1 protein-coding gene is annotated in these 555 nt (G+C 63.6%); it reads right to left on the bottom strand.

Annotated elements, in window-relative coordinates; all coding sequences use genetic code 11:
* On the bottom strand, window positions 1-555 hold a 555-nt coding region (locus EN939_RS38440; RefSeq protein ID WP_164751650.1), incomplete at both ends, for a hypothetical protein.

The following is a 555-nucleotide window of genomic DNA, read 5'->3' as shown; positions in this document are numbered from 1 at the left end:
ATTCCAGGCGCCGTTAACCTTCGGCGCGATGATACGGTTGTCGCCCTTCAGGTTGAAAAGGTGCATGGCGTCCTCGGTACGCTGCAAAAGCGCCCTGTCATCAAACTCGACCGTCAACCCCTGCGGAATGTCGATATTGCCGGCCAGCGAGAATGTGCCAGCCGGGATGATCAGCCTGCCCTGCCCGGCGGCAGCAATGGCGTTGACGATCGCGGTCCTGTTGTTGCCGGCTGCCGTGTCGGCGCCCGCCGCGCGAATGTTGATCTCCTTCGACCTCGGTGCGTTGATGATGTCGAAGCCGGCTTTCGCTCCACCTTGCAGCGTGATCGCCAGACCGCCCCCGCCAGCCAAAATGGTGCCATTCTTCCTGTAGAGGGCTTGGCCGTCGCCGACCTGCGAATAGCCGGCAGTCCTGATATAATCCGGCGCAACCGCCGGCGAATAGGCTTCCGCCGTCGCCTTGGTCGCAAATTGCGGATCGAGCACGGTCGTCATGGCGCCCGTCGCCACATCCGCCGCCGCCTGGGCCTGGTCGATGATGCCTTGCGCGGCTGC

Origin of the sequence: Mesorhizobium sp. M7A.F.Ca.CA.002.05.1.1, from assembly GCF_003998335.1 — a bacterium.
In the GTDB taxonomy this organism is placed as follows: domain Bacteria; phylum Pseudomonadota; class Alphaproteobacteria; order Rhizobiales; family Rhizobiaceae; genus Mesorhizobium.
The sequence above is the reverse complement of the archived record's forward strand: the minus strand, read 5'-3'. Positions and strand labels throughout refer to the sequence as shown.